Below are 19,017 nucleotides of genomic sequence, written 5' to 3'. Positions count from 1 at the left end.
CATCCGTTCTAAAAATTCTTTATCTTTGAGCCATGAATTGGGAGAACATCGCCGGACAGGAAAATCTGAAAAAACTTCTTCGTGAAAGCATTGCTGAAAACAGAGTAAGCCACGCCCAGCTTTTTTTAGGAAAAGAAGGATATGGTACATTTCCTATGGTTTTGGCCTATGCCAAAGAAATTTTCAGGCAGGAAAATGAACATTCTGCTTCAAAAGTTGAACACCTGAACCATCTGGATCTGCATTTTAGTTTCCCTGTTTTTACCGATAACAAAAATTCTTTAAGCAAGAATAAATTTGAAGATTTCAGGGAAATGATCATGGCTTCTCCGTATGCGAGCTATGACGACTGGACAGCCTTTCTTGAGTCTGAAAATAAGCAGCTTTTTATTTCTGCAGATGAAATTGATGACCAGAACCAGAAGTTTGCTTTAAAAAGCTTTGAAGGCGGAACCAAAATCCTGATTGTCTGGAGAGCTGATAAAATGAATATTGCTGCTGCGAATAAATTCCTGAAATTTCTGGAAGAACCACCGGCAAAAACACTCATTCTTCTTACTGCTGAAACGGCCAATGATATTCTTCCGACTATTCTTTCAAGAACACAGATTGTAGAAGTTCCAAGGATCAGTGACGAAGATCTTGAAAACTATTTTAAGAAGAACTTTCAGATTTCAGAAGAAAAAGTAAGAGAGATTGTTCACGAAGCACAGGGAGATCTCAATGAGGCCCTGAAAATTTTAAATTCCGGACATAAAAGCGACGAATTCGAAAAACTTTTTATCCAATGGGTGCGTGATGCGTTTATGGTAAAGAAGAAACCGCAGTTCCTTAAAAGTATTATCCTCTGGGCCAGAGAAATTGCCGGCTGGAACAGGGAAAAACAGAAGAATTTCCTGAACTACTGCTCTGAGATCTTCAGGCTTGCCCTGCTCCAGAACTACCAGTCAGAGAATCTGGTATACAAAAAGATCAATGCAGATGGATTCAACTGGGACGGCTTTTCAAAATTCATCAGCGGTGCCAATATTGAAAGTATTCTGGAAGAAATCAGTACTGCAGATCTTCATCTGACCCGAAACGGAAATCCTAAAATTGTCTGGACAGACCTTGGGATTAAACTGTCACGTTACATTCACAAAAACTCATAGTTCAGCCAAAATTTACAGCTGAATTTTTATCATACTATAAAGTCCGGATCTGTTCCGGACTTTAATATTGTACGGAATTCTTGAGGCTCTTAATTTTTTTTCAAAATTTTTTTCTTTCAATACAATTAATTTTCAGCTGTTTACATTGGCAAAAATTAAATATACATTAAAAAATCAATCAATCGTTTGATTTGTTTGAAATCTTATGTAAATTTGCGCCCTGAAAATAGAATTGCTATGGTTTCAAAAGAAGAAAATATATTATTTGCTGCGGAGAAGCTTTTTGCTGAAAAAGGCTTCGAAGGGACTTCCACCAGGGAGATTTCCAAGGCGGCGAATGTAAATATCTCTATGATCTCTTATTATTTCGGATCTAAGGAAAAACTGTACGAGAAATTAGTGGAATACAGAATGAATGAAGGTCAGTTCTTTGCCAAAGATATCCTTGAAAGAACCGACATTAATGAATGGCAGAAAATAGAAAAAATCGTAGACCAGTTTTCCGGAAGAGTAAGACATCACAAATGTTTTTACAGAATTATGCAGCGTGAGCAGCTTCACACCGAAAATCCGCAGATCGTGGAATTTCTGAAGCAGACCAAGATGGGCTTTATCTCTATGTATTCGCAGGTCCTTGAAAGTGGTCTGAAAAAAGGAATTTTTACTAAAAATCCTCCTATCTATCTACTTCATGCCACCGTAAGCGGGACTTTATTTTATGCATCCAATGCCAAAGAGATGTACAAAGAATTCCTGAATGATACTGAAGACGATGAAGTTTTTGACGAAAAATACTACACAGAACTTAATAAACATATAAAATATTTACTAAAAGACCTTTTAGGTTATGAAGAGAATAAATAACTCGGTATTGGCATTATCCCTCTTTATGGGAGTTGCAGCCATAAATGCCCAGGAGAAAAAACAGCTCACACTCGATGAAGCTGTACAGCTGGGAATCCAGAACAGTAAAAATCTTAGGATCGATGCCGCCAAGATTGAAGAAGCTACGGCAGATCTTTTAGAAGCCAAAAACAGACAGCTTCCGGAACTTAAAGTTTCGGGCAGCTATATGTACCTTCCTACTAAACCCACTGTTGATTTAAAGCTTTCCAGTGTTTCGGGAGCGGGAGCAGGGGGTCCGGAAGTACATCAGGTTGCTTATGGATCGGTTAACCTTAGTGTTCCGGTTTACAGTGGCGGAAGAATCAAATATGGTATCCAGTCTGCCAAATATTTGGTGGAAGCATCAAAGTTAAGCACAGAAAATGATAAAATAGCGATTGCTTATAATGTTGCCCAGGCTTACAATAATTTATTTAAGGCGAATCAATCCATCAAAGTTTTAGAAGAAAACCTTACGGCTTCTCAAAAAAGGGATGAAACCTTTCTTAAGCTTGAAAACAATGGAGTGATTGCTAGAAATGACCGTTTAAAAGCAAACCTTCAGACTTCAAATATCGAGTTGCAGCTGTTGGAAGCTAAAAACAACTACAATATTGCCAATATCAATATGGACCTGCTATTGGGGATTCCTGAAACGACAGAAATTGAAGTGGACCCGAATTATATCGATGAAGGTTCGGAAGTAAAAACAGTTGATTACTATGTAAACGAAGCTAAAGAAAACCGTAAAGACTTACAGGCTTTGGCTCAGCAAAGAAAAGCGGCAGAACTGGGTACAAAGTCTGCAAAAGCTGAAAATCTTCCTTCCATAGCATTTACCGGAGGTTATGTGGCGGCAGATATTCCAAAATTCCTTACCATCTACAATGCTGTAAACGTTGGAGTTGGAGTTTCTTACAATTTATCCAATATCTGGAAAGAAAACTCTTCATTGAGACAGTCTCAGGCAAGAGAAAAGCAGCTGGCAGCAAACGATGAATTGCTGAATGATAATATTAAGCTTGACGTCAACAGAGAATACCAGAATACGGATTACTCTAAAAAGAGAATCGCAGTATATGAAAAAGCTGCTGAACAGGCCAATGAAAACTACAGGATTACCAAAAATAAATACGACAACGGTCTTGCAACCATGACAGAACTGCTGGATGCAGATGCTGCCCAGATATCAGCTAACGTAGGCGTGATCAATGCAAAAGCAGATGCCGCTTTAGCGTACAGAAAACTATTACAGACAACAGGAACTTTAACAATTAAATAATCAGACTGAAACCAAAATGGAAAATAATAATAAACCAACCGTTGAACTTGAACCTAAAAAGAAAAAAAGTTTCGTTTTTCCTATCATCTTAGCCGCTGTAGTAATTGGTGGAGGGATTTATGGATACAGAGCTTTTACTTACGGACAGTATCACGAAGAGACTGATGATGCACAGATCACATCCAATATGGCGCCGGTAATTTCTAAAATTTCCGGATATGTAGCGGAGGTAAAAGTAAAAGATAACGAATTTGTAAAAAAAGGAGATACTTTAGTGATCCTTGACAACAGGGATCAGAAAATGGCTCTTGAGCAGGCTCAGGCTGCCCTGTTAACAGCCAGAAGCAATATTTCAAATGCAGAAGCTACCACTACGGCTACTTCAAAAAATATAAGCTCTTCCCAGGCAGCGGTAACAACAGCCAATGCACAGATAGAAGCTGCAAAAGTAAACGTTTGGAAAACATCACAGGATCTGAAAAGATATGCCAACCTTGTAAAAGACCATTCTATTACAGAACAGCAGTACGAACAGGCTTTAGCAGCCAAGCAGTCTGCTGACAGACAGCTTCAGGTTTTGGTTGATCAGAGAAACCAGATTGCACAGCAGACTACCATTGCGTCTTCTCAGACTGCAGCAAGTTCTCAGCAGATCAGCGTTGCCGGTTCAATAGCGAAACAAAGAGAAGTGGATGTAGAAAATGCTAAATTAAACTTATCATACACCGTCATCCTGGCTCCGGAAGATGGGTATGTCGGTAAAGTTTCCACTCAGGCTGGCCAGTATCTGCAAGCCGGATCCCAACTTTTTGCTTTGGTTAAAAACGACCAGAAATGGGTGGTGGCCAACTTTAAAGAAACACAGGTAGATAAAATGGTAGAAGGGCAGAAAGTTAAAATTGAGATTGATGCTTTCCCTGACCAGGAATTTGACGGAGTTGTAAGCTCATTCTCTCCTGCAACAGGAGCTACTTTTTCAATCCTTCCTCCGGATAATGCCAGCGGCAACTTCGTGAAAGTGGTTCAGAGGCTTCCTATAAAGATAGATTTTGTAAATCTTGATAAGAATATTGCAAAAAAACTGAGAACAGGAATGAACGTGAAAGCAGAAGTATCGCTTAAATAATATTAAAACTGTGAAATAAGTGAATTGTCAATTTTGCTGGAGCAAGTCAATTATTGAAGATAATATGAAGCTGAAAATTGATAATGAAGTTGATTAACCATTGACAATTCACCTTTTTACACCGTAAAAACTATGCAAGAATCATTAGTAGAATATGGAGCCCGGAGAGTGATCATCACGATCACAGCAATCCTTTGTGCTCTGCTTGAAATTGTGGACTCCACGATTGTGAATGTTGCCCTGAATGAGATGAAGGGGAATCTTGGAGCCACACTTTCTGAAGTAGGCTGGGTGATTACAGCTTATGCAATCGGTAACGTAATTGTGGTACCGATGACGAGCTGGCTGTCACAGCAGTTCGGACGTAGAAATTACTTTGCTGCTTCCATCATTATATTCACCATATTTTCGTTTTTATGCGGAAATGCCACCAATATCTGGGAACTGGTATTTTTCAGGCTGATGCAGGGAATCGGCGGGGGAGCACTCCTGGTGACTTCACAGACGATCATTACAGAATCGTATCCTATTGAGAAAAGAAGTATGGCACAGGCTATTTATGGTTTGGGAGTAATTATTGGCCCAACCTTAGGTCCGCCACTGGGAGGATATATCGTAGATAACTTCAGCTGGCCGTATATTTTCTATATCAATATTCCGATTGGGATTGCAGCAACGCTGATGACCTTACAGTTTGTGAAAAGCCCTAAATATGCTGAAAAACGTAAGGTTTCAGATGTAGACTGGATCGGAATTGCCTTATTGGCTGTTACTGTAGGATCTTTACAGTTTATTCTGGAGAGAGGACATGAAGAAGATTGGTTTGAAAGCGGAATGATTGTAACATTTACCATATCGGCCATTCTGGGGTTCATTCTTTTCCTATGGCGGGAACTTACCTTCAAATATCCCATTGTGGAGCTCAGAGTTCTGAAAAACGGGAACTTAAGGATCGGAACGGTCATGTCTTTCGTTTTAGGATTTGGATTGTATGGTTCCACATTCATTGTACCGCTGTACACACAAAGTATTTTGGGATGGACGGCCTTACAGTCGGGAGCGTTAATGATTCCGGCGGCCCTGACAACAGCCTTTATGATGCCAATTATCGGAAGACTTCTTTCAAAAGGGGCAAAACAGCAGATTTTGGTGTCTTTAGGACTGTTCATCTTCTTTGTCTATAGCTTCTGGGGTTATAAGATCCTTACGCCGGATACAAGTAAAGATGCCTTTTTCTGGATGCTGATCGTAAGGGGAGCCGGTTTGGGACTTCTGTTTATCCCGATCACTTCGCTGTCATTGAGTACGCTGAAAGGTCAGGAAATTGGTCAGGGTGCAGCATTTACAGGGATGATGAGGCAACTCGGAGGCTCATTCGGGATTGCAGCGATCACCACGTTTATTGCCAATGCTGGCCAGAAGTACAGGCTCAATCTGATCTCCCATCTGGATGAAAACAGTTTTGATGTACAGCAGCGACTGAACGCATTAAAAGCCAGCTTTGTGGCAAAAGGAATGACTCCCGATGCAGCAATGAACGCTGCTTATAAAATGCTGGATATGTCGGTTACCAAACAGGCTACCGTACTTTCGTATATGGATGTTTTCCTTTATTTAGGAGTCATATTCCTCGTATGTATACCGTTTATTCTCTTCATTAAAGAAAGGAAAAGCAAAGAAAAAATAGATTTAAGTGAAGCCATGCACTAAATCGAATTCAATATAAAACCTCCGGAATTTCCGGAGGTTTTTTTGTGGAATAATGCAAATGTTTTTGCTAAAGATGCTTCGACTCCGCTATGCATGATATTTCTAATACGAATTGTTTTTAATGATCTTTTTTAACATTGTCATGCTGAGCAGAGTAGAAGTATTTCACCTAATATTTTTAAAAACTTAAAAGCTCTTAATGGTTAAAAGTTATTAATTTCTGCTGTCCACTCTATACCACTAATGTCGATCAGCTTTACCGTATGGACTTCTTCTTTTGCTACTAAGATATCATTAAGATTCAATGTAAGATCAGCCTTTGAGCCCAGCGGAATAACCAGGCTGTGTTTTCCGGGTTTTACTTTAGCTACATAATGATTCCTGATATTTTCTTTTGGAAATTTTGACAGTTCTGTATGGTTTAAAGCTTTCATAATCTTCCCGTTTTTATCCAGAATATGAATGCCGATCAGAAAAGAGCCATAAACATCCACACCTTCTGTTCTGTACACTTCAAAGGTTAGATCTGTATTGACTAAAGAAACATTTGAAATCTCAATCTTTGGTTTTACAGATTTATTGTGCAGCGTTCCCCAGACTCCACCGTGAAAATACTGGTTGGTATACAGTGTAAGCCCAAAAATGAATGCTGAACCAGCGAGCACAAGTGTTTTAGGTTTCGATAAAGGAAGAACACCGGATCCCAGCCAGAGAAACCATTTTTTGTGGGTGAAGTTCTTATTGTTCTTGATGAAGTAATGATCCAGGGAGAAAGAGCCGCTTCCGGTAAGGAATAAAACAAATCCGCCTGCAATTCCCAAAACACCGATCTGCCATTCATCCAGGCAGGTGGTGCCGATCCAGCCGGAGCCTAACAAAATTCCCATCGCAAGACCAAAAATACCGATACTCATGAATCTTGTAAATAATCCCAAAATAATAAAAAGTCCTACAACAGCTTCTACGATGGTAAAAGTAACCATGGAAGTATGTAAAATATCCGGATGGGTAACCAGATATTCTATAAGAGGCTTTATTCCTAAAGCGTTAGGAAGGAAATGATTGAATTTTTCCCCGATATATCCGGCTTCATCCGGGATGAGTTTGTTTTCGAGAACGAGTCTGCGCCAGAAGGCTGAAAAATAGGTCCATCCGATAACAAGACGGAGTGATAATGTGTAGAGTCCGGCCATGTCGTAAGACCGGCTGTCTGAAATATGTTTCATTGAATTTATTGTATTAAAAAAACTGTTTATTAAAAATTGATCCGGTTAAAATCTACGCCAGATCTAATTTCAGTCTTTTAAATAGAATATATTTTGGAGGACTGTTTCCGGAAGTATGCCCGGAATATGAGTTGAAAGCTATTTTTCCTTCTCCGAAACTGTGAGCTGCATTTAAACTGAAAAGAAAACCTTTGCTTTTAGGTTTTGCATCAGCCTTTGAAAGGATCGTCCGTGCAGATGAAGTATCAGCAGAAAAGTCACATACAGATACAGCACCGGCTGTTACCTTTACTTTATTTAAACCGCTGATATGCTGGATATCAAAAATACCGAGAAAATCTCTTTTTACGGAACACGGTGATAATGAAAATACCAGTATAAGCATCATGATGAGTGCTTTGTGATTTTTCATATGGGTTCCTGGTATTGGCATTTTTACAAAACTACACTTTATTTTAGATGTAAGCTTATGAATTACAGAAATTCATGCTGCTGGCCCACAAATAGGTAATGCGAACAGTTGTAATAATCTTGAAATGATTCTTCCCGCAATCGTCTTCATCTCTGAAATCTCTTCAGTTCAGAAAAAAATATAGATCAAACATATTTAAAATTTAAAATGCTGCTGACTAACAGTTGTCACAAACCTGTCTTATCTTTACAGCCTGAATTGTTCATAACCCAACAGAAAATATTTAAATGAGTTATTGTTTAGCCATAGAAGGAATGCAGCCTGAAAGCAGAAAAGAGCTGCATAAAAATTACCACGATAATTATTACGGATTTCCGATTCATGATGACAATGAACTTTTCGGAAGACTGATCCTGGAAATCAACCAGGCAGGACTGAGCTGGGAAACCGTTTTAAAGAAAGAGGAAAGCTTTAGGAAGGCCTACAACAATTTTGATATTCAAACTATCGCCGCTTATACGGAAGAAGACCGTGAAAGACTGCTGGACGATCCCGGAATTATCCGGAACCGGCTGAAAGTGAATGCTGCCATTGAAAATGCCAGAACCATTGTAGAATTACAAAAAGAATTCGGATCTTTTGAAAAGTGGCTGGCATATCATCATCCGAAAACCCTTCAGGAATGGATGAAACTGTTCAAGAAAACATTCAAGTTTACGGGTGGAGAAATTGTGAATGAGTTTTTAATGAGTACCGGATATCTGAAGGGTGCCCATGCCGAGAACTGTCCTGTTTATCAGCATGTGCTGGGACATAAGCCGCTTTGGATAGAATAGAGCTTTTGGAGTTGAGAATCTAAATGTTTTATGGAGATTATCTCAAATTTCTTACTGAGACATCCGGCTTTTCGCCCTGCGGAACAATAAAAATAGCATTATCACTGATGGTATCTCCCGGATCAAAATAATAGCTTCCTGTAACCGGGATAGTACTGGAGGTCATCTTTCCGGATTTGTCATACGCTGAATAAGTCACGTTGATCATTTGGGCTTTCATTTTAAGCCCGATCTTTTTAGAAGTCAGTTTGGCACCGGTTGCATTGATGCAGTCCAGTTCTACAAGACCATTGTTGGTAACAATCTGTGGATAGGAAGCCAAACGGATATTGTACGCTTTATCTGAGGTGTTTTTTACAGATGCTGAAACCTTATAACGGTCATATGGCTTTCCGCCCGCTTCAACGCTTTCTTTGTTTAAAATAGTAAAGGTGACACTCATTCCATTGACTTCTATGGTTTGACCATCGGAAATTTTTTGTCCTTTCACTGAAATTCCCAAAAGGATTACAGCAGATAAGCTGACTAAAAAAGTTAAGTTTTTCATAGTTTATTTTGTTGGTGATTTAAGGCTGCTAAAGTTAAGAATTATTAGTCCTGCATGCTGAAATAAATGAGGAAATTATTTTCCTGACCTTCCATGTAAAAATAGTCGAAGTAGATTCCGAGCTGATATTCATAAAGCCCCTTATTGACATTTTGAAAATGGTAAATCTTTTCTCCCTTTATAACTGATTTCAAAGAGCTAAAAAAGTTTTCTACGTTTTCTGATCTTTCAGAATGAATTATATTGAGATTCTTTGAGCTTTCACATTCAAAAAACCATTTATGTATTGCTTTTTTGAATTAGGATTCAGTTATTTCATTTACAGCCAGCTCTTTATTATCTTTTAAAGCAAACTTAGTCCTCATGAAATCCGTAGCATCAATTGCATGATCAAATGCAACGATATCAAATTCATAGAAATAATTGGCACTGGGATTATTTCTCAAAGCATGAGCAGATAAAATCTCTTTTAAAAAATCTAATGTAACCATCATTACGATATTTTTATATTGGTTAATTACAGAAAAATGGCTATTTCATGAATAGGAACGGGCTTTAGCCCGTTCAATGAATAAACAAATCAATTGTCTTTAGCCAAAATTTAAATTCAACGATTTTATATGTTTTCAGATTCAGAACATTTATCACGCATAATTTCCTTATGCTCCTTGCCCCATTTTTCGAATTCCAGAATAATAGGCTTTAATTTATAACCGATTTCGGTGAGTTCATATTCCACACGTGGAGGAACTTCAGCATAGACTGTTCTGGTTATTATTCTGTCTTCTTCAAGCCTGCGAAGCTGTAAAGTAAGCATACGTTCTGTGATATTGTTAAGCTTTTTTCTGAGCTCTCCGAATCTCAGCTTTCCGTTGATGAGGTAACAGCAGATGGCAAGTGCCCACTGCCCGCCAATTGTATTGGAGGCATAGATCTCGGGGCATTCATCGGAAAGAGCTTTCTTATTGGCAAAATTGGTGGATGTTTCCTTTATTTTAGTCATTACTTACATTTTTTATAGTACCATACAATTGGGCACTACTGTTGAAAATGTAAGTTACGTATATTATTTTTGCTGAAGAAATTTAGACGAAAAATGAAAACATTAATTATAGTCATTCATCCTGATATAGAAAAATCAGTGATCAATAAAAAATGGATTGGAGAACTGAAAAAATATCCTGAAAAATATACTGTTCATTCATTGTATGAAGCCTATCCGGATGAAAAGATTGATGTTGCTAAAGAACAGCAGCTAATAGAATCTTATGACAGGATCGTTTTCCAGTTTCCATTTTACTGGTTCAGCAGTCCGCCTCTTTTGAAAAAATGGTTGGATGAGGTTCTTCTTTACGGCTGGGCCTACGGAAGTAAAAGTGGGTATAAATTAGGGGGGAAGAAGATGACCGTGGCGGTTACAGCTGGAATTGACGAAGAAGACTACAGCGCATCCGGGAAATATAAATACACCATGAACGAGCTTTTCCGACCGTATGAACTGACTTTTGACTATGTTAAAGCTGAATACAAAGAGCCATTCGTCTATTACGGAATAGAAAATAATCCTTCGCAGGAATGGGTTGAGAGGAGTGTGCCGATATATCTGGAGTTTTTGGATGGTTTGTGATCATTTAGCTTTTATCCCTACCCCAAATAACATCCATCCTTCTTTCAGCCTGTTCCTGCGAAATTCCATTATAAAAATCGTGAATAAAAGGATGCTCGTAACTTTGGTGAGGAAATATAAAAGGTCGTCCTATACTATTGTTTACGACAACAGTAGTCGGTATGCTTTCTTCAAAATCATAATCGGGAAGATAATTGGATAGCCAGCCGAAAAATTCAGATTCAAATTCCTTATTGTCATAATTTTCTACATATTCATTGAAGCTTTTTTCACTCAATGAAACCCAAACTCCATATTCAAGATCCTGACAGCTATCAGGAACTTCCTGAACCAGCACAGCACGGATAAAATAGTTGGTTTCATCAGGATATTTTATAATACATGAATCTGAAGAAAGTTCAGCATTTTCTAATTCTTCATCTGTTAATTGATGGTAAATGGAAGGAGAATTGTAAGCTATTGCGGGCCAGTCTTCCATTTCTTTTCCGCAGCATTCGCAGGTGTATTTCATTTTAGTTTTTATTTAATCTTCTTGGATTCTTTTAAAAATATCTAATAAGTCTATAGAGGATAAATCTTTGAAATTTAAGATGACTTTATTAATGATAGCTTTTTTTAAAGCTGATTCATCTTTCTTTCTTATAGCTTCTAATTGAGAGTAGGTTTTAATTATAATATCCTCCAATGAATGTCCTTGAGTTTTACAATACCAAATTGGTATTTGTAAAATTATCCCATTGCATAAAGTATAAGTAGCCACCTCAGATGGGCTGTCATCTTTAAAATTTACCTGTAAGTCGGAAATTATTTTATCAACAATTTGTTGGAGTTGCGATTGATTAAAATTCAGGATATTAAAATAAATTTCATTTTTTTCAAATCCAAAATGTTGAGCTTTTAAAATATTTTCTTTCCAAAGTAAAATTGCCAATAGCAAAGGATCAAATAAATAATTTTCAATACTATATCTTTGAGAATCACCTAGAACTTTTATATAGTCCGAAGATTTGTTTTTTAAATCCCAATCAATAATTCCCCAACTAAAATTATTACCAGCTTTTCTGAGAATATTAACTATACTAACTACCTGATCACAACTTGCCATACCAATACCGTTACCATTAATTTTAGTTTTGCCGGATGATATGAAATTTAAAGAAATTTCAGGATTCAATTTATCATTATAAATATTATACAAATTTTCATAATAACTAGCATCATACTCACTTTCTACAAAAACCTGTCTTCTGTTTTCATAATTAACACTAAAAGATGGAACACCAATTGTTAATTCTTTTAATGCTTTATCTTTGGAGGACTTTATGATTTTAGGAGTAGAATATTTATCCATGACGAAAATACTTTCATCGGGCGCAAGTGCTACTGTTGAAGGGGAATGTGTAGATATTATAATTTTAATACCCATTTTTTTGTAAAAAATATTATATAAAACATCTAACAATCTTTTAGACATTAAAGGATGTAATGCTGAATCAATTTCATCTAATAATAGGAGATTTGTAATAACATTCTTCTTTTGTAATTTATAGATATAAAATGATAAAGCAATGATAGTTTTTTCTCCTGATGACAACGCTTCTAAAGTCGTAGTGTAGTTTTCTTTTTTATTAAAAAGCGAAATTGTGAGTGCTTGATGACTTATATCTGAGCCTACTTGAAAGTTAATTTGGCTTTGTATAAATTCATAACCATTACAATCATACTCATTTAAAACTTCATTAAGTAATTTTATTGGTGAATCCCCAAATATTTTTAAAAATTCTTCGTTGGAATAAAAATTTATATTTTTATTATGTATAACCGATTGAAATTCATTGTATTGATTTTGTTCTTTTGCTACCTGATAATTTTTTTCAGCATCTGCAATTTCGTGTAAATTCAAAAAACCCGAATCAACATTGAGTGGTTTTAAAATATTTCCCTCGCCATTGACCGAAATTGACAGTCGCAAATAATCATCGGAAGCATTTTTTCTAAAATAATTAATTAAATCATTATAAATTTCATAAAAAGTAACTTTTATCGTCTTTAATTCGTCTATAAAGTTTGAGGATAGATATTGGACAGTATTTACAAAATTTACAAAATTTTGATTTAATCCAGTATTATGAAATAATGGATCAAGTTGGAAGTTAGGGTCTTCCATTTTAATTAGTTTATATTTTTCTACTTGAGAATTATCCCAATCTAATATTTCAATGCTATAATTGTAATTTCTAATAAGGTTTAAAATTTGTTTTTTAAATACAAAAGTAGATACATCTGATAACCATTTTCTGATATTGACTGTTTTTAGGTTTTCTACGAGATATAGTACAGTACATTGCCTCTCACTAAAATCAGATACTGGAATAGCAATATTAAATATGAAATTTTTATCTTTTTGTTTTTTTTCAAAAATGTCTATTTCTTCCTCGCTCCATCTAAAGATATCTATTGGCAGGGATACTAAGCTTTCTAAGTTTTTTATGTTTGATAAGGTGATATCTTTGTTTACATCATATTCATTTAGAACTGCGATCCTTTGGTTGGCTAGCTTATGAGATAAAGACGAACTTTTTATAGTATAAAGATCATTTTTAATTTGTAAATCAATATTTTTTGTTATATCACCATGAAAGAGATTGAAATCATTGTAATTATAATATATGATGCCTGATTGATCAATACTTTCAGTTGTAACTGCACCTTCATTTATTGCCTTCAATAAATGAGTCTTACCAGAACCATTTAATCCAGTAATAATTGTAAAGTCTTCTAGTTCATAATTTTCAAGCTTTTGTAATGAAAGATACGGGGTTTGTTGTTTTAGCCTAATCATTTTAATTCAATAAGTAACTAAAGTACGCAAAAATCTTTACCCCACCGTTTTCGTATCCTCTTCCTTCAGAATCTTTTTCTCCTTCATCGAAAGCATCATTCTTTCATATTTATATTTTTCCCAGTCAAACTGATTGAGAAAATCCAGGGCAGCCTGGAAGCCCCTGTTGAAAAGATCTTCTTTTTCCTCTCTTTTCATGAAGAAATTCAGCCAGCTGCTTGTGCCGCAATTAACGGATTGAATGCTGTAAAGATGGTAAAAGCTGTGTTTAGTAAGAAACGATTTATCATTAAACCCTTTTAAAGTACTGATGATGTTTCCAGCGTAAGAAAAAGGGGTTTTGAGAATTTCCTCACTGGTTTTTCCTTTCTCGGAAAGAATTGCGGAATCACTTGTAAGCTGTACCCCGAAAAGGGGCATTCTGGGATAGAATATATCGCTGGCGTGGAAAATGTCAATGGGAAAATTAGAAATACTTCCCCCATCAATAAATAATCCGGCCGGGTAGATGTCTTCCGGTTTTGTACTCATCCAGAATTTCCAGGCATATTTCACAGAATCATCATCCTTATTGATTCTTTTCTGGAAAGGCTCAAAAAAGAAAGGAACAGACATAGAGGCCCGGACAAATTCGGCTGGGCTTATATGCTTCAGCTCTTCTTCCGACCAGTATAGATTAGCCATTGTGGGAAGTTCTACTTTTATTTTGGCATTAATATCAGTAGCGATGACAACATATTCCGAGCGGAGCTGATAAAAGGGATTGTTCTTATAATAATCATTGTTGACGGCACTTTCATAGAATATCCTGTAACGTGTCCGGTCAATATGTTCAAGATTCTTTTCCTTGATAGCTTCTATACTTTTCAGAGCGGTCATATAATATTCCTGACCATTTCCGTAACGGTAATTAAGATTGAGGCCCTGTTCTTTCTGAATAAATTTCTCATTAAGGTTAGCCACTGTTTTAATTCCGAAACCGTCCAGAACATTTTCCATTGTATTTAAAAATGTATTTCCCGGATTGAATCCGCTGTTTTGCTTCCGGAAGTCATTATAAAATTTTTTAATACAGAAAAAAGCAATGATGACCGGAATCAACGGGATAAGGAAAAGAAGTTTGGCATTTAGTGTGGTTTCAGGCTGTGCTGCAAAAGGAATAATCACAAGAATAATCATAATGACCGCTGCAATAATGGCATTAATCTTAAAAAAATCCTTATTGTTCAGGATGGCATGGATGGTTGTTTTAACGTAGGCTTTTCCGTCCATGAAATCTGAAAAATTCCAGTTGAAGAGAATATCCTTAATCACTTCACTTTTAGCCTCCTCTTTGGTTTTACACGCAGCAATAAGCATAGTATTGATTGCTCCGGCACTGGTTCCCGCTATTTTCAGAAAACGGACCCCGAAGATTTCCAGACCATAAAGATAGCCAACCAGCGCACTGCCCCAAACACCGCCTCCTTCCTGAACAAACTCTACATATTGGTTTCCCTGAGCATCTAAAAGGTCAGAAAACTCTTTTGTTGAAATATTTTCATGCAGGGCAGAAAGCTTTTCTTTAGACTCTCTGGAAAGGACATTTTCCTCGAGAATTTTGTTGAGTATTTCAGTGTTCATGGTAATTTGGTATTGGCGTTTTTATTATCGTAAAGGTGCAAAGATTTTTAAATGTTTATGCTGGTAAGGTTCAAAAAAAATCAAAGTTTTTCAGCTAAATCTGAAGGGTGTATATTAACAGCATTCAATTTTATCGGAGATAAAATCCTTGTGGCTTAAAAACAGGTTTAATCTTAATAAAAATGAGCGCCCTTGCGTTAGCCAGCAACAAAAATATTTTAAAGCTAACAACAAATTCTTTACCGCAGCTTCAGTATTTTTCCTTCTTTACCATTGCTTACGTCTGGCATAAATAAATGTACAGATTACGACCAATGCCATAGCGCCTACCGTTATGAAATATCCATATTTATGATGCAGCTCAGGCATATTGTCGAAATTCATTCCGTAAAGACCCGCAATAAAAGTGATGGGCAAAAAGTACACTGAATAAATAGCCAGAACTTTCATAACCTGGTTGGCCTTTTGATCAGACAACGCAAGGAACATCGAAATAAGGTTGGTAATCTGGATATTCAGATGGTCAAAATCTGCCACTACATCTTTGTGCTTGTCCTTTAAATCAACGATTTCGGAATCCTGGAGGTTTAATAGTTTAAACTTATCTACAGCATCTGTGGAAATAGTCAGCACTCTTGAATTCAGTCCTGATTTCCTTTTCAGCTTATACAGTCTTCTGATCTGGTTGGTATGATTGGTATTTTTAAGGAAAATTTCGTTTTCGATATTATCCATCGTTTCCAGAAGGCTTACTGATTCGTCATCGAAACTTTTCATAATCAGAATCGCAATCATTAAAGCTATTTTTGAAGGCGGAACTTCCGTCTGCATACCGGTGACCTGTTTCTTCGTTTCCGAAATGCTTTTGGTTTTCATCCTGTGGATGGTAATGATGGTGTTTTCCACCAGAAAGATCCCGATTTTTGTACTGATATCGCTTATGGTATTCAGGTTTTTGCGTTCCAGCTCTGTGCTTTCCCGGAGGAGATAGAATTTTATACTCTCATCCTCTTCATATTTCGGAAGGTGGTTCGGATCCATCGTATCTTCCAGAAGGAGATTGTTGATTTCATATCTTTCGTGAAGAAATTTCAGGTCTTCCGCAGTGGGAGCCTCTACATCTACCCATTCACATTGGGAGTCTCTGTATATCGTGTCGATTGGCATATAATAAAAATACTAATATTTTGAAAAACTATGTGTTAAATAATTTTATCTTTGCCAAAATTAAAAAAACTATATGATTAAAAGTACAATAAAAGGGATTGGATTTTATGTTCCAGATAATGTTGTTACGAATGATGATTTAGCAAAACTGATGACCACCAATGATGAATGGATTACAGAAAGAACGGGAATCAAAGAAAGAAGACACAGACAAAACAGAAATGATTCTCAGGAAACCACTGCCTATTTAGCTTTCAAAGCCTCTCAAAAAGCACTTGAAAAAGCAGGTCTCACTGCTCAGGATATAGATTATATTGTTTTTGCAACGCTTTCTCCGGATTATTATTTCCCGGGTTGCGGTGTTTTGCTTCAGGACATGCTGGGCTGTGATACCATCGGTGCTCTGGATGTAAGGAACCAGTGTTCCGGATTCGTGTACGCAGTAAGTGTGGCCAATGCTTTTATCAAATCAGGAACTTATAAAAATATACTTGTAGTAGGTGCAGAGATTCATTCTTTCGGGCTTGATTTTTCAGATGAAGGCAGAGGTGTTTCTGTGATCTTTGGAGATGGGGCAGGAGCTATTATACTTTCGGCAACGGAAGATGAAAATGCAGGGGATATTTTAGCGGTAAATATGCATTCCGAAGGTAAATATGCCGATGAATTGTGTACACAGTTCCCGGGTTCCAAATTCGGATGGAGTGACAGGATGAGAAAAGAGCCTGAAAATGTGACCGATAAAGAAGTTTATCCTATCATGAACGGTAACTTTGTATTCAAGCATGCCGTGACAAGATTCCCTGAAACGATGCAGGAGGCTTTGGATAAAGCAGGAAAGACCATTGAAGATCTTGATATGTTCATTCCTCACCAGGCCAACCTCAGAATTGCTCAGTTTGTACAGCAGAAATTCGGACTTCCGGACGAGAAGATCCATAATAATATTCAGAAATACGGAAATACAACGGCAGCTTCTATTCCTATTGCTTTAAGCGAAGCCATTGAAGAAGGAAAGATCAAAAGGGGAGATCTTGTACTTCTTTCAGCATTCGGGAGCGGATTTACTTGGGGAAGCGTTCTGTTTGAATATTGATAATTTCAATATTGTGTGAATAATTAACTAGCTTTTCGTTTTTATCTTGTATTTTTTGATAGTGTTTAGTTGTTTTGGTGGAAATTATAAAAAAAATAATTTGTTATAAGCTTTTCGTTTGTTAACTTTGTTATAATTAATAAACAAAAACAAATGAAAAAGTATTTATTACCTGGGGCTTTTCTACTGCCCTTATTCTGTTATGCACAAGTGGGGATGAACACCCCAAATCCTGCTTCAACCCTCGATATAACAGCAAAAAATGCTACCGGCACCACTGCCAATGTGGACGGATTACTGGTTCCGAGAGTTGACAGGGAAAGAGCACAAAGTATGACGGGAACTCCTGTTTCTACATTAATTTATGTGAACAGTATTGCAACCGGAACACAAACGGGAACTGCTGCAAATATTGATGCCGTGGGATATTATTATTACAATGGTACGGTCTGGACCAAGCTGAATGCCCCTGTTAATATTTATACCTCTAATGGTACCCTTGCAGCAAGCAGAACTGTAACAACGGCAGGAAATCAACTTTCTTTCACCAACGGTACAAATAGTGTAATAATTGGCACTACAGGAACTATGGGGCTTGTATCGGCAACGGGTTCTACAAGAGGAGCATTTCAGGCAAACGGCGGTTCAGCTGTTTTAAATATGTTTGTAGATAATAACGGAGCCACACAGATTACAACAGCCGGAACCAGCACAAGCATGAATATCAATGCTATCTCGGCAAATCCTGTAAATATTCATACTAATAATACCAACAGAATGGCGGTGACCGGTGCCGGTGATGTAGGGATAGGAACTACAACTCCACAAAGAAAACTGCATGTTAACGGAGCATTACAGGTTACAAACGAATTGAATGTGGGCGGAACTACAAATACAGCGGGAAGCGCAGGGACTACAGGACAGATCCTTACATCAAACGGAGCCGGAGCAGCACCTGCTTGGAAGACTCTTAATACATCAAGCGGAACAATTGCATCTGCCAATTATGTACAGGGAACAACATCATTGGCGGTTAACCAAGGTGTAGTTGCTGATGTACCGGGGGTTACTATAACTTTAACAGTACCGGCTGGTACTACCCAAACTTTCCTTTTTACTATTTTAGGATATGCCACGAGTACCACAGCAACTGATGCACAGGGCGCTTTCTATTTATTACAGGATGGAACCAAAATATCTTCTGCATATACTTCAATGGTAAGCGGGACAGCTCTGGTAAGACTTCCTGTTCCGGTAACTTTTCTTAAGGCAGTAACACTAAGCGCAGGTACATATACTTTTAAAGTACAGTATTCGGCATGGGCAGGAAATCAGATCGTTAATTTTGTTCCGTCTGGTTATGCCGGATATAATGGTGATACCGAAGCTATGCTGACCAAGATGCAGGTTTTGGTATATAATAACTAAACAGCACACATTAAAATAAAAAATCCGCAGAAATTTTCTGCGGATTTTTTTTATGATTT

General features: G+C 37.2%; 18 protein-coding genes. 9 read left to right on the top strand and 9 right to left on the bottom strand.

All coding sequences use genetic code 11. The features are described 5' to 3' along the window. Nucleotides 1-32 precede the first annotated feature (32 nt). The 5 genes from J4Q03_RS06185 (at nt 33) to J4Q03_RS06165 (ending at nt 6,154) form a co-directional block, all read left to right on the top strand. Nucleotides 33-1,151 carry an ATP-binding protein gene (locus J4Q03_RS06185; protein WP_426047337.1) on the top strand — a complete coding sequence of 373 codons (1,119 nt, stop codon included), beginning with the start codon at nt 33-35 and terminating at the stop codon, nt 1,149-1,151. 237 nt (nt 1,152-1,388) lie between these two features. After that, nucleotides 1,389-2,015 (top strand): TetR/AcrR family transcriptional regulator, encoded by a 627-nt coding sequence (locus J4Q03_RS06180; protein WP_426047336.1) that lies wholly within the window; start codon nt 1,389-1,391, stop codon nt 2,013-2,015. Continuing rightward, complete coding sequence (locus J4Q03_RS06175) at nt 1,999-3,318, top strand: TolC family protein (protein ID WP_426047335.1); 1,320 nt, start codon at nt 1,999-2,001, stop codon at nt 3,316-3,318. Before J4Q03_RS06180 ends, J4Q03_RS06175 begins: the two co-directional genes overlap by 17 nt. Nucleotides 3,319-3,334: 16 nt before the next feature. After that, nucleotides 3,335-4,444, top strand: a complete 1,110-nt coding sequence (locus J4Q03_RS06170) for an HlyD family secretion protein (RefSeq protein ID WP_426047334.1) — start codon at nt 3,335-3,337, stop codon at nt 4,442-4,444. A gap of 132 nt (nt 4,445-4,576) precedes the next feature. Further along, the gene (locus J4Q03_RS06165; protein ID WP_426047333.1) at nt 4,577-6,154 is read left to right on the top strand and encodes a DHA2 family efflux MFS transporter permease subunit; all 1,578 of its coding nucleotides are present in this window, start codon (nt 4,577-4,579) and stop codon (nt 6,152-6,154) included. Nucleotides 6,155-6,357: 203 nt separating this feature from the next. Here J4Q03_RS06165 and J4Q03_RS06160 read toward each other — a convergent pair whose 3' ends face one another. Further along, nucleotides 6,358-7,380, bottom strand: coding sequence for a TQO small subunit DoxD (locus J4Q03_RS06160; protein ID WP_426047332.1), 1,023 nt, complete (start codon nt 7,378-7,380; stop codon nt 6,358-6,360). A 52-nt stretch (nt 7,381-7,432) separates the two neighbouring features. Beyond that, nucleotides 7,433-7,792, bottom strand: a complete 360-nt coding sequence (locus J4Q03_RS06155; protein WP_426047331.1) for a hypothetical protein — start codon at nt 7,790-7,792, stop codon at nt 7,433-7,435. 287 nt (nt 7,793-8,079) lie between these two features. Here J4Q03_RS06155 and J4Q03_RS06150 point away from each other — a divergent pair, with 287 nt between their 5' ends. After that, nucleotides 8,080-8,628 carry a DNA-3-methyladenine glycosylase I gene (locus tag J4Q03_RS06150; protein WP_426047330.1) on the top strand — a complete coding sequence of 183 codons (549 nt, stop codon included), beginning with the start codon at nt 8,080-8,082 and terminating at the stop codon, nt 8,626-8,628. A 37-nt stretch (nt 8,629-8,665) separates the two neighbouring features. On the opposite strand, the gene J4Q03_RS06145 is transcribed toward J4Q03_RS06150, so the two are convergent. The 3 genes from J4Q03_RS06145 to J4Q03_RS06135 form a co-directional block, all read right to left on the bottom strand. Beyond that, entirely contained in the window at nt 8,666-9,175 is a 510-nt protein-coding gene (locus J4Q03_RS06145) for a hypothetical protein (protein WP_426047329.1), read from the bottom strand. 299 nt (nt 9,176-9,474) lie between these two features. After that, entirely contained in the window at nt 9,475-9,669 is a 195-nt protein-coding gene (locus J4Q03_RS06140; protein WP_426047328.1) for a hypothetical protein, read from the bottom strand. Nucleotides 9,670-9,791: 122 nt separating this feature from the next. Further along, on the bottom strand, nt 9,792-10,178 hold the full coding sequence (locus tag J4Q03_RS06135; RefSeq protein ID WP_426047327.1) for a winged helix-turn-helix transcriptional regulator: 387 nt from the start codon (nt 10,176-10,178) through the stop codon (nt 9,792-9,794). Between the two features lie 93 nt (nt 10,179-10,271). Here J4Q03_RS06135 and J4Q03_RS06130 point away from each other — a divergent pair, with 93 nt between their 5' ends. After that, nucleotides 10,272-10,802, top strand: coding sequence for an NAD(P)H-dependent oxidoreductase (locus J4Q03_RS06130; RefSeq protein ID WP_426047326.1), 531 nt, complete (start codon nt 10,272-10,274; stop codon nt 10,800-10,802). Between the two features lie 4 nt (nt 10,803-10,806). Here J4Q03_RS06130 and J4Q03_RS06125 read toward each other — a convergent pair whose 3' ends face one another. From J4Q03_RS06125 to J4Q03_RS06110, 4 genes are all read right to left on the bottom strand, one after another. Further along, nucleotides 10,807-11,313, bottom strand: a complete 507-nt coding sequence (locus J4Q03_RS06125) for a DUF2199 domain-containing protein (RefSeq protein WP_426047325.1) — start codon at nt 11,311-11,313, stop codon at nt 10,807-10,809. Between the two features lie 12 nt (nt 11,314-11,325). Beyond that, nucleotides 11,326-13,644 carry an AAA family ATPase gene (locus J4Q03_RS06120; RefSeq protein ID WP_426047324.1) on the bottom strand — a complete coding sequence of 773 codons (2,319 nt, stop codon included), beginning with the start codon at nt 13,642-13,644 and terminating at the stop codon, nt 11,326-11,328. 36 nt (nt 13,645-13,680) lie between these two features. Continuing rightward, nucleotides 13,681-15,267 (bottom strand): patatin-like phospholipase family protein, encoded by a 1,587-nt coding sequence (locus J4Q03_RS06115; RefSeq protein ID WP_426047323.1) that lies wholly within the window; start codon nt 15,265-15,267, stop codon nt 13,681-13,683. A 267-nt stretch (nt 15,268-15,534) separates the two neighbouring features. Next, nucleotides 15,535-16,434 carry a CorA family divalent cation transporter gene (locus J4Q03_RS06110; RefSeq protein ID WP_426047322.1) on the bottom strand — a complete coding sequence of 300 codons (900 nt, stop codon included), beginning with the start codon at nt 16,432-16,434 and terminating at the stop codon, nt 15,535-15,537. Nucleotides 16,435-16,507: 73 nt separating this feature from the next. Between J4Q03_RS06110 and J4Q03_RS06105 the strand changes: the two genes are divergently transcribed. Both J4Q03_RS06105 and J4Q03_RS06100 read left to right on the top strand, forming a co-directional pair. Further along, nucleotides 16,508-17,530, top strand: coding sequence for a 3-oxoacyl-ACP synthase III family protein (locus J4Q03_RS06105; protein ID WP_426047321.1), 1,023 nt, complete (start codon nt 16,508-16,510; stop codon nt 17,528-17,530). A gap of 153 nt (nt 17,531-17,683) precedes the next feature. Continuing rightward, a complete protein-coding gene (locus J4Q03_RS06100; RefSeq protein WP_426047320.1) occupies nt 17,684-18,958 on the top strand; it encodes a hypothetical protein in 1,275 nt (424 codons plus the stop codon). Nucleotides 18,959-19,017: the final 59 nt, after the last annotated feature.

It is taken from the genome of Chryseobacterium sp. NFX27 (genome assembly GCF_049887855.1).
Lineage (GTDB): Bacteria > Bacteroidota > Bacteroidia > Flavobacteriales > Weeksellaceae > Chryseobacterium.
The sequence above is the reverse complement of the archived record's forward strand: the minus strand, read 5'-3'. Positions and strand labels throughout refer to the sequence as shown.